The organism is Neorhizobium sp. PAMB6716 (assembly GCF_058242805.1).
On sequence record NZ_CM177835.1, the window covers coordinates 1,164,329 to 1,178,326 of the forward strand.

At 61.0% G+C, this 13,998-nt stretch carries 15 protein-coding genes; 10 read left to right on the forward strand and 5 right to left on the reverse strand.

The features are described from left to right. Nucleotides 1-222 precede the first annotated feature (222 nt). Nucleotides 223-381, forward strand: a complete 159-nt coding sequence (locus AC4CWH_RS05625; protein WP_491284698.1) for an entericidin domain-containing protein — start codon at nucleotides 223-225, stop codon at nucleotides 379-381. 223 nt (nucleotides 382-604) lie between these two features. Next, nucleotides 605-1,219: a biliverdin-producing heme oxygenase gene (locus AC4CWH_RS05630; protein WP_491320747.1), complete on the forward strand. Its 615-nt coding sequence runs from the start codon at nucleotides 605-607 to the stop codon at nucleotides 1,217-1,219. 48 nt (nucleotides 1,220-1,267) lie between these two features. Here the strand turns inward: AC4CWH_RS05630 and AC4CWH_RS05635 are convergent, their stop codons facing one another. The 4 genes from AC4CWH_RS05635 to AC4CWH_RS05650 form a co-directional block, all read right to left on the reverse strand. Next, nucleotides 1,268-1,618: a hypothetical protein gene (locus tag AC4CWH_RS05635; RefSeq protein WP_491320748.1), complete on the reverse strand. Its 351-nt coding sequence runs from the start codon at nucleotides 1,616-1,618 to the stop codon at nucleotides 1,268-1,270. 103 nt (nucleotides 1,619-1,721) lie between these two features. Next, nucleotides 1,722-2,771: a quaternary amine ABC transporter ATP-binding protein gene (locus tag AC4CWH_RS05640; RefSeq protein ID WP_491320749.1), complete on the reverse strand. Its 1,050-nt coding sequence runs from the start codon at nucleotides 2,769-2,771 to the stop codon at nucleotides 1,722-1,724. Then, nucleotides 2,764-3,672, reverse strand: a complete 909-nt coding sequence (locus AC4CWH_RS05645) for an ABC transporter permease (protein ID WP_491320750.1) — start codon at nucleotides 3,670-3,672, stop codon at nucleotides 2,764-2,766. Before AC4CWH_RS05645 ends, AC4CWH_RS05640 begins: the two co-directional genes overlap by 8 nt. Nucleotides 3,673-3,972: 300 nt before the next feature. Beyond that, on the reverse strand, nucleotides 3,973-4,971 hold the full coding sequence (locus tag AC4CWH_RS05650) for an ABC transporter substrate-binding protein (RefSeq protein WP_491320751.1): 999 nt from the start codon (nucleotides 4,969-4,971) through the stop codon (nucleotides 3,973-3,975). Nucleotides 4,972-5,955: 984 nt separating this feature from the next. Between AC4CWH_RS05650 and cobU the strand changes: the two genes are divergently transcribed. Further along, entirely contained in the window at nucleotides 5,956-6,480 is a 525-nt protein-coding gene (gene cobU / locus AC4CWH_RS05655) for a bifunctional adenosylcobinamide kinase/adenosylcobinamide-phosphate guanylyltransferase (RefSeq protein ID WP_491320752.1), read from the forward strand. A 7-nt stretch (nucleotides 6,481-6,487) separates the two neighbouring features. On the opposite strand, the gene AC4CWH_RS05660 is transcribed toward cobU, so the two are convergent. Next, a complete protein-coding gene (locus AC4CWH_RS05660) occupies nucleotides 6,488-7,273 on the reverse strand; it encodes a TSUP family transporter (RefSeq protein WP_491320753.1) in 786 nt (261 codons plus the stop codon). A gap of 208 nt (nucleotides 7,274-7,481) precedes the next feature. Here AC4CWH_RS05660 and AC4CWH_RS05665 point away from each other — a divergent pair, with 208 nt between their 5' ends. From AC4CWH_RS05665 to AC4CWH_RS05695, 7 genes are all read left to right on the forward strand, one after another. Then, nucleotides 7,482-8,441, forward strand: a complete 960-nt coding sequence (locus tag AC4CWH_RS05665) for a nucleoside hydrolase (RefSeq protein WP_491320754.1) — start codon at nucleotides 7,482-7,484, stop codon at nucleotides 8,439-8,441. A 158-nt stretch (nucleotides 8,442-8,599) separates the two neighbouring features. Continuing rightward, nucleotides 8,600-8,884 (forward strand): acyl carrier protein, encoded by a 285-nt coding sequence (locus AC4CWH_RS05670; protein ID WP_210104799.1) that lies wholly within the window; start codon nucleotides 8,600-8,602, stop codon nucleotides 8,882-8,884. A gap of 22 nt (nucleotides 8,885-8,906) precedes the next feature. Next, the gene (locus tag AC4CWH_RS05675) at nucleotides 8,907-9,377 is read left to right on the forward strand and encodes a 3-hydroxyacyl-ACP dehydratase FabZ family protein (RefSeq protein WP_491320755.1); all 471 of its coding nucleotides are present in this window, start codon (nucleotides 8,907-8,909) and stop codon (nucleotides 9,375-9,377) included. 62 nt (nucleotides 9,378-9,439) lie between these two features. Continuing rightward, nucleotides 9,440-10,645, forward strand: a complete 1,206-nt coding sequence (locus tag AC4CWH_RS05680) for a beta-ketoacyl-ACP synthase (RefSeq protein WP_491320756.1) — start codon at nucleotides 9,440-9,442, stop codon at nucleotides 10,643-10,645. 10 nt (nucleotides 10,646-10,655) lie between these two features. Further along, nucleotides 10,656-11,945, forward strand: a complete 1,290-nt coding sequence (locus AC4CWH_RS05685) for a beta-ketoacyl-ACP synthase (RefSeq protein ID WP_491320757.1) — start codon at nucleotides 10,656-10,658, stop codon at nucleotides 11,943-11,945. Between the two features lie 82 nt (nucleotides 11,946-12,027). Then, complete coding sequence (locus AC4CWH_RS05690; protein WP_491320758.1) at nucleotides 12,028-13,056, forward strand: zinc-binding dehydrogenase; 1,029 nt, start codon at nucleotides 12,028-12,030, stop codon at nucleotides 13,054-13,056. 4 nt (nucleotides 13,057-13,060) lie between these two features. Beyond that, nucleotides 13,061-13,996: a lipid A biosynthesis lauroyl acyltransferase gene (locus AC4CWH_RS05695; RefSeq protein ID WP_491320759.1), complete on the forward strand. Its 936-nt coding sequence runs from the start codon at nucleotides 13,061-13,063 to the stop codon at nucleotides 13,994-13,996. Nucleotides 13,997-13,998: the final 2 nt, after the last annotated feature.

The window sequence follows — 13,998 nt, forward strand, 5'->3', positions numbered from 1 at the left end:
CTGCAGTCTTTTCCCCGTGCCGCAGATAGTTGCGCAGTTGCGCAGAAAAAAACGTTAAGGGGAAGTCCTTCTTCTCGCGGGGTTTGTCCGTCCCCAAGGCAAAAAGGGCAGGACATAAAAAGAGCAGTGGAAGGCAGTGAACCTTTTCGCATCTCATACGTTCCAGAGGCGGAAACTCACTTTCCGGACACGATCCTGTTCATTCCCATCGGAGACTTTCACATGACCGCCAAGACCATCACCGTCATTGCCGCACTGCTCGCCACCACGATGTCCCTCTCGTCCTGCGGCAATACGATCCGTGGCATGGGTCGGGATACTGCAAACACCGTGAATGCGACGCAGGACGCTGGCCGTAGCGTGGAACGCGCCGCCCGTTAAGGCAGCGATACAGACATGTTCGACAAGGCCGGTCTCGATGACCGGCCTTTTTGCATTTCCCCGCCCGTCGAATTTCAGCATTTAAATGGTGATAAAATAATTCAACTTTATTGCCGCCCGAAATCCAAGCTGATATCAGGTGCGTCAGGCAGGGAACTCGGGGTCTGGACGCTACAATTGGCGACGATGATCCGCGGGGCAAGTATTGAAGGATCGAGCAAAGATGAGCGCAACCGAAGTTCTGGAGAGGCCGGTGAATGCCGAGGAAAGCCGCACGAAACGGCTGAAGGCTGCAACGCATTCGACGCATGAGCGCCTGGACCAGCGGATTATGCGCGCGGACCCCTTTGCCGATCGTCAGCGCTACGGATGCTTTCTTGTCATGCAGTACCGGTTCCACCGGGATCTCGACGCGCTGTTTTCCAATCCGGAACTCGATGCGCTTTTGCCGGATCTGGCCGGTCGCAACCGCCTCGGCCTTATCGCGCAGGATCTGACCGATCTCGGACTTGAGCTTCCGGAGACGACCGAACCGCCTGTGTTTTCCGCGGGACAGCCGGTTGATATGGCAGAGGCACTGGGCTGGCTCTATGTCATCGAAGGCTCCAACCTGGGGGCCGCCTTCCTGTTGAAATATGCCGCAAAGCTTGGCCTCGACGAAACATTTGGCGCCCGCCATCTGGCCGGTTCACCAAACGGGCGCGGGCTGCATTGGCGCACGTTTACCGCAGCACTCGATGGCATTTCCCTGTCGCCTGAAGCGGAAGAGCGCGTTATCGCCGGCGCCGAATCGGCCTTCCGGCGCGTCCACGGCATGACCGAAGAGTGCTTCGCCTGAGAGGCTGATGCTTGCTTCAAAAGGAAGCCGGACCCCCCGATGCCGTCTTCACACGGGAGACGGCGGATAGGCCCGTTCCAGCCCGCCGGAGCGCACAAGGCCTTGCCTGAACGCCGCAAAGGCCGGATGCTGGCTGGACTTTGACGCTTCTGTTAGCCGCACCTGCAAGCGCGCGGGTGCGGCGTTACCGATCCATTCCCCGCATTTCTGCAGTTTCAGCGAGTTCAGAAATCGGGCGGTTGACGCGCGGTCGAGATAAAGATGCAGCCCGTCGAGCAGGGCATCGTCGCATTTCGGATTTTCCATCGCCAGTTGCAGGAAAGACTGGTTGTCGGCCGAGAACGTGGCGAGTGCGTCGGCCACCGTCTCGCGGTTTGCGATGGAGGAAATCTCGGTCATGGGCCTGTCCTGCTCAGTCTGCGATGCATCGGATGATGCCATATACCGACTGTCTAATGTTCTTTCAACGGCCCCCGGACGCTAGGTTTCCATCCCCGAAAACTCACCCCGCTGCCTCATGCGGCGTCGGTGTGACCATGGCGGAAACGAGCGCGGAAAAATCCAGCCGGCCGACGGGCTGCCCAGTGTCATCGACCACACGGGCCTCCGTGACATTGGCAAGCGTCATCTGCCGTGCTGCCGTTTCCAGCGTCATCGACGCGGGCACGGCAATGCTTTCCGAAGATAGCCCCAAATCACCAAGCGGAGTCATCACCGTTTTCGCCTGGATGATTCGGCCACGATTAACCTCGCGCACGAAGGAGGCGATGTAGTGATCGGCGGGGTTGAGCACGATGTCCTGCCCGGTGCCCTGCTGCACCACCTGTCCGTCGCGCAGGATGGCGATGCGGTCTCCAAGCCTCAGCGCCTCATCGAGATCATGGGTGATGAACACAACGGTCTTTTTCAACTCCGCCTGCAGGTCCAGCAACACGCCCTGCATGTCGACGCGGATGAGCGGGTCGAGCGCCGAATAGGCCTCGTCCATCAGGAGAATGTCGGCATCGTTGGTGAGCGCGCGGGCAAGCCCCACCCGCTGCTGCATGCCGCCGGACAACTGGTTTGGATAATGGCTCTCGAAGCCGGAAAGCCCGACGCGGTCGATCCAGTACCGTGCCTTTTTCAGGCTGTCGGTGCGGGGAATGCCCTGGATATCGAGACCGTAGACGGTGTTTTCCAGCACCGTGCGATGCGGCAGGAGGGCAAATTTCTGAAAAACCATTGCGGTCTTGTGGCGGCGGAATTCGCGAAGCTGGCTGACCGTCATCCGGCAGATGTCGGTGCCGTCATAGATCACTTCGCCCGCCGTTGGCTCGATCAACCGGTTGATGTGGCGGATGAGCGTGGACTTGCCGGAGCCGGAAAGCCCCATCACCACAGTAATGCCGCCGGCGGGCATGGAGATGTTGATATCCTGGAGGCCCAGCACATGGCCGTGGTTCTCGTTCAGGTCTGCCTTGGTCATGCCGGCCTTCACGGCCTCGACATAGCCTGCGCCGTCGGGCCCGAAAATCTTGTAGAGCCCGCGGATCTCGATGCCGTGACTAGCCATGCACCACCTCCGAATGTTTCTGCAGCCGCTTGCCAAAGGCCTGGCTTGCGCGGTCGAAGATGATGGCGATGGCCACAAGCGCAAAGCCGTTGAGGAAACCGAAGGTAAAAAACTGGTTGTTGATTGCCTGCAGCGTGTTTTTGCCAAGCCCGCCGACGCCGACCATGGAGGCGACGACGACCATGGCAAGCGACATCATGATGGTCTGGTTGATGCCGGCCATGATGGTGGGAAGCGCCAGCGGGATCTGCACGTTCCACAGTTTTTGGCCGGGCGATGAGCCGAAGGCATCTGCCGCTTCCAGCACGTCACGGTCCACCAGGCGTATGCCGAGATTGGTCAGCCGGATCATCGGCGGCACAGCGTAAATCACCACGGCAATCAGCCCCGGCACCTTGCCGATTCCGAAGATCACCACGACGGGAATGAGATAAACGAAGCTCGGCATGGTCTGCATCACGTCGAGCACCGGATTGACCACACCCTGCACCCGGTTCGAGCGCGCCATGACGATGCCGATCGGCAGGCCGATGAGGATGGCGATGAGGGTGGAGACGGTGACGATGGCAAGCGTTACCATCGTATCCTCCCAGAGCCCGACAAGACCGATGGCGCTCATGGCGAGCGCCGTCCCAAGCGTGATGGCCTTCGAGCGGCTGGCGAGATAGACGATGGCCACCATTACGGCGAGTACGAGGATCCACGGCGAGGTGGTGAACAGCCGCTCGAGATAGTTGAGAAACCATTGCAGCGGCTGCACCAGCACATCGATTACGTCTGCGTATTCGCGCACCAACCCCTTGAACCCGTCATCGATCGTCTTGCGGGCCATGCGGATCGTCTGGTCGCTGATGGCCGGAAAGTTGCAAAGCGCGTCCGGCAGCACAGAACAGGTCGCCATCGTTTCCCCTTCGATTTTTAAAGGCGTGCCGTTTGCCGGTCGTATCGCCTGTCACACCCCAGATCCCGTCCCGGCCTCCTCATGAGAAGACCGGGGATGGGAGGTCAATTTTACCGGAAGGGTCGCCGCAAGGGCGGCCTCAGACTGCTGACAAAGGGCCTTGAACTTTCTTCCGTCATGCTCGGGCTTGTCCCGAGTATCTACAACGTTTTGATTTTACTGGGTCTTGGTAGATCCTCGGCACAAGGCCGAGGATGACGTCGCGGTAGGAGACAGCTTTGCCATCAAGCTGGGACCGCCTCAAAGGGCGGCCTTCACCTTTGTCGCGGCCTCGGGGTTCACCCACGGCGTCCAGACGTCGGGGTTGTTCTTGAGGAAATAGCGTGCGGCATCTTCGTTGGTGCCCTGGTTGGCATCCTGCCAGGCCAGGATCGAATTCACCATGGCATTGCCCCACTTGCGCGCCTTGACGTAATCGAGGGCCACGCCCGCCTTTTCGGAAAAACGCTTGGTGATGACGGTATAGGCCTGCGAGGTCGGATAGGAGTTGACCTTGGGGTTTGGACAATCGGGAACCGCCGTGCAGGCATCCCAGTCCGCCTTGTCATGCGGTACGCCGAAGGACAGTTTTGCCATCTCGTATTTGCCGAGGATCGCGGTCGGTGCCCAATAATACCCAAGCCAGCCGGTCTTTTTGGCAAAGGCGTTGGCAATAGAGCCGTCAAGGCCTGCCGCCGAACCGGTGTCGACCAGATCGAACCCCTTATCCTTGGCACCCAGCGCCCGGTAGAGATTGGCCGTCGAGACCTGGCAATTCCAGCCCGAGGGGCAATTGGACACAGCGCCTCTGGAGGCATCTTCCGGGGCAGGGAACAGTTCGGGATGTTTCAGCGCATCCTGCACCGTCTTGATGTCGGGATGGGCGTCTGCGAGGAATTTCGGGATCCACCAGCCTTCCACCGCGCCATCGGCCAGAATTTCGGCGGCGATGATCAGCCGGCCTTCGGTTACGGCCGCATCAAGCGGCGTGCGCACGGCATTCACCCAAAGCTCCGGCGCTACGTCCGGCTGGCCCTTTTCGTTCATGGAAGTGAAGGTCGGCATGGTGTCACCGGTCACCAGCGTCACGGTGCAGCCATATCCCTTTTCAAGGATGATCTTGTCGACCTGGGCTGCGACGCCGGCAGAGGCCCAGTTCATTTCGGCGATGGAGACGTCGCCGCATCCGGCCGCCTGGGCGGAACCGGCCATGGCGTAGAGACCAGCCGCAAGTGCGGTGGAAGCGAGAAGTGTTTTCATCGTCTAAGACCTCCCAGTCTTTGATGGTTACATTTTAAAGGATATGCGTGGCTGAATTACCTTCGGTTGTGCTTCTTGTTTACCATGCCGGTCACCGATCTTGCTGACCGTCTCTGTCAATATTTGCGCCCCTCGGCTGCCTTTCCGCTTTGTGCGGATTTTGTGTAGTGCGTATGACAGTAATTCGAGCCTAAGCGTTCCGCTTTGAAAATCAACCGTCTGTGGGAGAAGGTGCATCCGGAGAAAGCCGGGCGCGCGCCCGAAACAAGGCAGCAACTGCATCAAAAGGCGCCACTTTTCCCTCAACCTGCCGCTAATGTTGCCTCATCGGCGGGTGGAGCCGTGGAGGGATCGAAAAGCTTGCAAAAGTCACGTCTGAGGTTTGACAGATCGTATCCCATTAGCGCCCTTGCCCACATTCAAAAAATATCGGGGCCAAGCGAAAAAAATTGGAACAATCGCTCACTTAATAACCGGTCGGTAACGAATGGGAGGCTATTCAGTCTGTCGAGGCGAATAGCCCATGGCTCCGGAAAGGTTTTGCGTCCCGGAGCCAGTTTGTATCTTGCTGTACTGGCTCTGTTCAGAGCCGCTGCCTTTATGGCCGTTAAGGCTGGTTTTGCGGCACGCTTCTCCCTCAATGTATCATTGCCATCGTTATCTGCGCAATCACGCATGCGACGGTTGACACCCGTTGCGTCCTGCCGCAATCTCTCACCTGGGGCTTGCTTGCGTCCGGGACGGCGCAGCAGGACTGGACGGACCAATCGGTGCTCTCCCGTGGAGAGCGGGATAAAGGTCAGGCGGGTCAACGGGTGCATGGGCAGCCGGACGCGCTCGGCCTCCAGCCGAGGCTTTCGCATAGGGCACATGATCAGCCGGGGTGGCGACCTCCTTATCTACGAATTTGCCACTCTTTCATGGTGCCTTCAGCGATACGGCCGGTCCGTCCATTTTCATTTCCGACAGTTTATGGCGCATGGCATGGCAATTCAGCACCCCGGCAAGATCACCTTCGTGCTGGGCGGTGCCCGCTCGGGCAAGTCCCGGTTTGCCGAAGGTTTGGCGAATGAGGCCGGCCTGCAAAAACATTATGTCGCAACCGGCGAGGCCTGGGACGACGAGATGCGCCAGCGCATCGCTGAGCACCGTAGACAGCGTGGCGAGGGCTGGGTGACGCATGAGGTGCCGCTGGAGCTTTCGGCCGCCCTTGCCACCATCGCCGCACCCGACCGGGTCGTGCTGGTCGATTGCCTGACACTCTGGATTACCAACCTGATGATGGCCGAGCGCGCGCTGGACGACGAAATGCGCCTGATGGTCGCTTCGCTGGCCGCGCTGCCGGGACCTGTTATTTTCGTGTCGAACGAGGTCGGCCTTGGCATCGTGCCGGAAAATCGCATGGCGCGGGCTTTTCGCGATCATGCCGGGCGCCTGCACCAGCAGTTGGCAGCCGTCGCCGATACGGTGTTTTTCATCGCCGCCGGCCTGCCGCTGAAGATGAAGTGATGCGCCTCTAAAACCCCAGCCAGATCCGGATCGGATGGGTGGGGTCGGCCACAAGTTTGGTGGCCATGGCAAGGCAGGAAATCACCAGAAGCGGCTTGATCAGCTTTGCGCCGCCGCGCATGGCAAGCCTTGAACCGATCTGCGCGCCGATCAACTGCCCGACGCCCATGATCAAGCCAACCTTCCAGAGGATCGCGCCGTTCACCGCAAAAACGGCGAGCGAGCCGAGGTTGGAGCCGAGGTTGAGGAGCTTTGTGTGCGCCGTCGCCTTCAGCATGCCAAAGCCGGCTAGCAGCACGAAGCCCAGCATATAGAACGAGCCGGCGCCGGGGCCGAAGATGCCATCATAGAGCGCCACGAACGGAACGGCCGTCACGGCAAAGACGGCAGGCGTAATGCGCCGCGTGCTGTCGCGGTCGGAGAGGTTCGGCTTCAGCGCAAAAAACAGCGCGATGGCAACCAGCAGGAAGGGAATCGCAGCTCCCAGATAACGTCCCGGCACATGCGAGGCGATGAGCGCGCCGCCACCGCCGGCCACCACGGCAATCAATGCCATCGGCAACTGCTCTTTCAGCTTCACGTGGCCGCGCCGGGCATAGGCGATGGTGGCCGATGCCGTGCCGAATGGCCCCTGCACCTTGTTGGTGGCAATGGCTTCCAGCGGCGGCACGCCGGCCAGAAGCAGGCAGGGAACCGTGATGAGGCCGCCACCGCCGGCAATCGAATCGATGAAACCGGCAAGGATCGCTGCCAGAAACAGCAGCGCAAGGATCTGGGGAGCAAGGTCGTGCACGGAAAAATCTCTGGACAAGGCGGCCGTGGCGACGGCAGCGGGAAAGAGCGGATGCCGCCTTCTGGCACTCCGGCGGCCTTGCCGCAAGCGGGCAGGCAGTCTTTGCCGTCTGAAGCAATGCAGAGTGTGGCTTTGGGACATCGGCGGACTTGCGCTACGGCCATTCGGCGTTATGGTGCCGCCCTCCCAACCGGCAGGATAATTCGGCATGCACAAGGTGATTTTCGACACGGATCCGGGCATCGATGATGCGATGGCGCTTCTCTTCCTTCATAAGCACCCTGAGATCGAACTTGTCGGCGTGACCACCGTGTTCGGCAATGCGCCGATCGACATCACCACACGCAATGCGCTTTATCTCGGCGAGGCCTGGAACATCCCGGCACCGGTGGCCGAAGGGGCAGGGCAGACGTTTGATCCGGCGCGCGGCGGCGCCTACTGGCCAACCGCCATCCACGGCCATAACGGCATCGGGGACGTGCCGGTGCCGGACGTGATCTCTCGTGTGAAGGATCCCTGTCCGGCCTATCAGTTCATCATCGAGACCGTGCGCGCGCATCCCGGCGAAATCACGCTGATTGCCGTTGGCCGCATGACAAACCTTGCGCTGGCGCTGAAGGCGGATCCGGAGATTGCTGGCCTCGTCAAACAGGTCGTCATCATGGGCGGCGCGTTTGATGTGAACGGCAATGTCTCGCCGGCGGCTGAGGCCAATATCCATGGCGATCCGGAAGCCGCAGACATCGTCTTTACCGCCTCCTGGCCGGTGGTGGTCGTCGGTCTCGATGTGACCCTGCAGACGGTAATGACGAGCGGGTTCCTCGCCGACATGGTGGCCTCAGGCGCCCCTGAGGTTCAGCTGCTCTCGGATATCTCGCAGCTCTATATTGATTTCTACAAGACCCGTGTCGGCGATGGGATGGTGGTGCATGACAGCTGCGCCTGCGTCTATCTGGTGCGCCCGGACCTCTTCGATACGCGAAGCGGTGCGATCCGTGTGGTCTGCGGCGGTATTGCCGATGGCCAGACCATCCAGAAGCCGGATGGTCGCGGTTTCCCGCCGGGCGCCTGGGACGGTTATCCGAGCCAGCAGGTGACGATGGGCGTGCGCCCCGAAGGCGTGCTCGAAGTGATCCGCGCCGCCTTGGTGGAAGGCCGAGCCGCCTGAGCGGCAGGCCCACAGCCGTTCAACATTGCCCGCGCCATAGCGCCAGATGCTGTTTAGGCAACAGTTCAGGTGCAAAATTTGAACTTGCGCTTCGCAGCCCATTGGCATCGAAGCGTCTTTTCCCTATGTGGAACCCTAACAATCAGAATTCAGAGGACATGAGCGTGACCGCTACCTTCGATAAAGTCGCCGATATCATCGCAGAAACCAGCGAAATCGACCGCGAAACCATTACGCCGGAAAGCCACACGATCGACGATCTCGGCATCGACAGCCTCGACTTCCTCGACATCGTGTTTGCGATCGACAAGGAATTCGGCATCAAGATCCCGCTTGAGCAGTGGACGCAGGAAGTCAACGAAGGCAAGGTTTCCACCGAGGAATATTTTGTCCTGAAGAACCTCTGCGCCAAGATCGATGAGCTGAAGGCGGCCAAGGGCTGAAACGCCTTGCCGGCAAAGCCTGATGCTTCTTGAATATTTCCAGATGATCGACCGCGTCGAAGCGGTGGATCTTGATGCAAAAACGCTGAAGGCGCGCTCGGTCGTGCCTTCGCAAAGCCCCGTGTTCGAAGGCCATTTCCCCGGCATGCCTCTGGTGCCCGGTGTTCTCCTCATCGAGACCATGGCGCAGGCGAGCGGATTTCTGGTGCTGGCGGCGAGCAATTTCGCTGCCATGCCGTTTCTGATGTCCGTCGATGGCGCCAAGATGCGCACCTTCGTCGAGCCCGATGCGGTGCTCGACATCGAGGTGTTTCTGGAGCATGAGGGATCCGGTTACGCGGTGACCAAGGCCAAGATCACGTCTGCGGGCAAGAAGGTCTGCGACGCGCAGTTGAAGCTGCGCACCATGCCGTTCGCGGAGGTGCCGCTGGCCGATATCGTGCGCAAGCGTGCCGTCGAAGTCGGCCTCATGGATGCGCTTGGCCCCCGTTAGAGACCGGCTTGCCCGTTAAGGACCGGCTGCCAGGATCGGCTGTAAGAAGGATCGACTTCAAGATGAGCAGTTCAGACAAGGATGTCGTCATCACCGGCGTCGGAATCGTCACCTGTCAGGGCGTCGGCAAGGAGCCGCATGTGGCGCTGCTGACCGGTTCCGACGTTGCGCGCCCGCGCATCGAAACCGAACGCTTCAAGCCGTATCCGGTGCATCCGATGCCGGAGATCGACTGGTCCGCCCAGATCGCCAAGCGCGGCGACCAGCGCCAGATGGAAAACTGGCAACGTCTCGGCGTTTTCGCAGCCGGCCTTGCGCTTGATGATGCGGGCCTGAAGGACAATGTCGAGGCCTGCGGCACGATGGATATGATCGTGGCGGCCGGCGGCGGCGAACGCGACATCAAGGTCGATTCGCTGATTGTCGACGAAGCCCTGAAGCGCAACGACCGCGAACAGCTGCTCAACGAAAAGCTGACGACGGAACTGCGCCCGACGCTGTTTCTCGCCCAGCTGTCGAACCTCATGGCCGGCAATATCTCCATCGTCCACAAGGTTACCGGCTCCTCGCGTACCTTCATGGGCGAAGAGGCCGCCGGCATTTCCGCCGTCGAGACCGCCTATCACCGCATCAAGGCCGGCCAGTCGACGCATTCGCTCGTCGGCGGCGCCTTTGTGGCCGAACGCGCCGATATCATCCTTCTGGTTGAGGGCATCCGTGCCCATGCGACGGGGGATTGGCATCCGCTCTGGTCGCGCGCCATCGAAAACGGTGGTGGCATGATGATGGGCTCCGTCGGTGCCTTCCTCGTGATGGAATCGCGCACCCATGCCGAATCGCGCGGCGCCCATATCTATGCGGTTGTCGATGCCATCGAAGGCGATCGCGGCAGCCGTGACGACCGTGGGCTCGAAACACGGCTCGGCCGCATGGCAACGCTTGCCTCGGAAGTCACACCCGGCGATCTCGTGGTGTTTTCCGGCTCGAGTGGCGTCGTGGATCTGGCAGCCCGCGAGCGGGCAGCCCTGGAGGTTGAATTTCCGGGGGCTGCGATCCGCGGTTATGGCGGGGTCACCGGCCATGCCATGGAAGCCCAGTTTCCGCTTGGCCTTGCGCTTGCAGCGCTGGCCCTCGATACCAATGCACACGTGCCGGCCTTCGACACGGACCATGAACGCCCGATGAGCGGTGGCGCAAGCCACGCGGTGGTTACCACCGTTGGTTACCTGCGCGGCGAGGGCCTTGCTGTCCTGTCGGCGAACGGCTGAGGATTTCATCATGAGCAGCACAGCTTTCAAGGATCATCTCGGCCGGCCGATTGTCGCGGTCACCGGCATGGGCGTCATCACATCGCTCGGGCAGGGGCTTGCCGACAATTGGGCAGCGCTCACGTCTGGCACGTCGGGCATCCACAAGATCACCCGCTTCCCGACCGATGGGCTCTCCACCCGCATCTGCGGTACGGTGGATTTCATCGAGGTCCCGCATCCCAATTCCGTCGAGCGGTCCTTTGCCTTTGCCCGCGAAACCACCCGCGAAGCCTTGGCGCAGGCCGGTCTGTCGGGTGATTTCGCAGGCCCGCTGTTTCTGGCCGCCCCGCCGGTCGAGCCGGAATGGAGTGCCCGTTTCGAGCTTGCCGACCGCGCACCGCCGGCCGAAAAGGAAGGCGATGCCTATGAGCGGTTCCTTGCCGCCATGCGCGAGCGTCCCGATCCGGTGTTTCTGGAGGCGGCCCAGTTCGGTTCGATCTCCGAGCGCCTCTCCGACCTTTTTGGCACGCGCGGTCTGCCCGTAACGCTGTCGACGGCCTGCGCCTCTGGCGCCACTGCCATCCAGCTTGGCGTCGAAGCGATCCGCCAGGGCCGCACCGAGCGGGCGCTGACGGTTGCAACCGATGGATCCGTGTCTGCCGAAGCGCTCATCCGCTTCTCGCTGCTCTCGGCCCTCTCCACCCAGAACGATCCGCCGGAAAAGGCGTCAAAACCTTTCAGCAAGGATCGCGATGGTTTTGTCATCGCCGAAGGCGCCGCAACGCTGGTTCTGGAATCGCTGGAATCGGCCGTTGCCCGCGGTGCCAAGGTTCTGGGGATCCTCAAGGGCTGCGGCGAAAAGGCCGATCATTTCCACCGCACACGCTCGTCTCCGGATGGCGGGCCGGCGATTGCCACCATTCGCGCTGCCCTTGACGATGCCGGCATCGATGAAAGCCGCATCGGTTATATCAACGCCCACGGCACCTCGACGCCGGAAAACGACAAGATGGAATATGGCGCCATGCTGTCGGTCTTCGGCGAGCGGTTGAAGGACGGCATTCCGTCCTCCTCCAACAAGTCGATGATCGGCCACACGCTGACGGCCGCAGGGGCCGTGGAAGCGGTGTTTTCCATCCAGACCATGCTGACCGGCACGCTGCCGCCGACGATCAACTACACCAATCCGGACCCGACCATCGTTCTCGATGTCGTGCCGAACGTGAAGCGCGATCAGCAGGTGACGGCGGTGCTCTCCAACTCGTTCGGTTTTGGCGGGCAGAACGCCAGCCTTGTCATGACGGTGGAGCCGGCCTAAACACCGGTTCAATAGTCCGGCGGCTGTTCCAGCGCCCACGAAGACCCTATTTTGCACGCCTCCGGGTGAAGGATAAAAACGCATGCGCGCTTTGCAACTGATTGACGACCGCCGGCTTGAAGCGACCGACATTCCCGAGCCGGAGGCTCCGGGTCCGGGCGAAGTGACCTTGCGGGTCAAGGCTGTGGCGCTGAACCACATCGATGTCTGGGGCTGGCGCGGCATGGCGTTCGCCAAGCGCAAGATGCCGCTCACCATCGGTGCGGAAGCCTCCGGCGTCGTGGAGGCCATTGGCCCCGGCGTATCAAACGTGCTGCCCGGCCAGCTCGTTTCCATCTATGGCGCGCGCACCTGTGGCCTCTGCAAGCCGTGCCGCGAAGGCCGCGACAATGTGTGCGAGAACGTCGCCGGCGTTCACGGCTTCCATCTCGATGGCTTTGCCCAGGAAAAGATCAACATTCCCGCGCGCCAGCTCGTGCCGGCACCGCCAGGCGTCGATGCGGTGGCGGCAGCGCTTGCGCCGGTGACATTCGGCACGGTTGAACACATGCTGTTCGATAATGCGAAGCTTGAGCCTGGCGAGACCATTTTGATCCACGCCGGCGGCTCCGGCATCGGCTCGGCGGCGATCCAGCTTGCCAAGAAGATCGGCTGCACCGTCATCACCACAGTCGGTTCCGATGACAAGATCGAAAGGGCGAAGGCGCTCGGCGCCGATCATGTCATCAACTACCGCACCGACCGGTTTGAAGGCGTCGTGCGCAAGCTGACGAAGAAGAAGGGCGTCGATGTGGTGTTCGAACATGTCGGCAAGGATACGTTTGCCGCCTCGATGTTCTGCCTGAAGCGCGGCGGCCGTCTCGTCACCTGTGGTTCCACCTCGGGTGTTTCGACAGACATCAACCTGATGATGTTGTTCCAGCAGCAGCTGAAACTTCTCGGCTCCTTCGGTTGCCGCATGGAAAACATGGCCAATGTCATGCAGAAGATGGCGCGCGGTATTGTCCATCCGGTCATCGATACGGAAGTGACCTTCGGCGATATCCACAAGGCGCTGGAGCGTATGGAGAGCCGCCAGATCTTTGGCAAGATCATCCTGAGGATGGATTGATCCTTTGAAAATGCTTTTGACGAGGATCGTTCTGAAGGCGCGCCACGTCCAGCAATGGCTGGTGGCGCAGCTGGCCTTCTCCTTCCTCAACCTGCTGAAGCTTTTGCCCGCCGATCCGGCCATTCGTTTTGCCGACTGGCTGGTGCGCCGCATCGGGCCACGCACCAGCCGCCACAAGCTGATGCTCACCAACCTCGCCAACGCCTATCCGGAGAAATCCGAGAGCGAGCGCCACGACATCGCGCTTGCCAGCTGGGGGCATATGGGGCGGCTTGCGGCGGAATACGTGTTTCTCGACCGGCTGTTTGATTTCGACCCGGAAAGCGACACACCCGGCCGCATCGAAGTCTCGGGCACGTCGATCTTTCTCGACCTGCGCAACAATCCGCGCCCGTTCATGGTGTTTACCGCCCATACCGGCAATTTCGAGCTTCTGCCGGTCGCCGGCAATGCGTTTGGCTTGAATGTCACCGTGATGTTTCGCCCGCCGAACAATCCCTACATTGCCGAAAAGGTCTTCTCCTTTCGCGCCGCGCGCATGGGAAAGCTGGTGCCCTCGCATGCCGGTTCCTCCTTTGCGCTGGCGCGCCAGCTCGAGGCCGGAAAGGCTGTCGGCGTGCTGGTCGACCAGAAATTCCAGAAGGGCCTCTCGACCAACTTCTTCGGTCATCCCGTCCAGACCAATCCGCTGCTTGCCAAGCTCGTGCGCCAGTTCGATTGCGAGGTCTATCCGGCCCGCTGCATCCGCCTGCCGAACAATCGCTACCGGCTGGAAATCGAGCCGAAGATCGCGGTGCCGCGCAATGAAAAGGGCGCCGTCGATGTGCAGGCCACCGGCCAACTGCTGAACGACAAGGTGGAAAGCTGGGTGCGCGAACACCCCGAGCAATGGCTCTGGTATCACGACCGCTGGAACATCAAGCACACCCTGAGGGACTGAAC